1 protein-coding gene is annotated in these 216 nt (G+C 42.1%); it reads right to left on the bottom strand.

Annotated features, from left to right (window positions below):
• Positions 1 to 216, bottom strand: a 216-nt coding sequence (locus tag ACX6U0_RS21425; RefSeq protein WP_464961810.1) for a hypothetical protein, incomplete at both ends; no start/stop codon positions are given.

Below are 216 nucleotides of genomic sequence, written 5' to 3' on the forward strand. Positions count from 1 at the left end.
CTGGCAATGTTTGTGGGAAGTTTTCATTTGGTCCCATATACGCCGGTAATGTTTGTGGGAAGTTTTCATTTGGTCCCATATATGCCGGTAATGTTTGTGGGAAGTTTTCATTTGGTCCCATATATGCTGGCAATGTTTGTGGGAAGTTTTCATTTGGTCCCATATACGCCGGTAATGTTTGTGGGAAGTTTTCATTTGGTCCCATATATGCCGGTA

The organism is Gottfriedia sp. ABJ_BB2_2 (genome assembly GCF_055484705.1).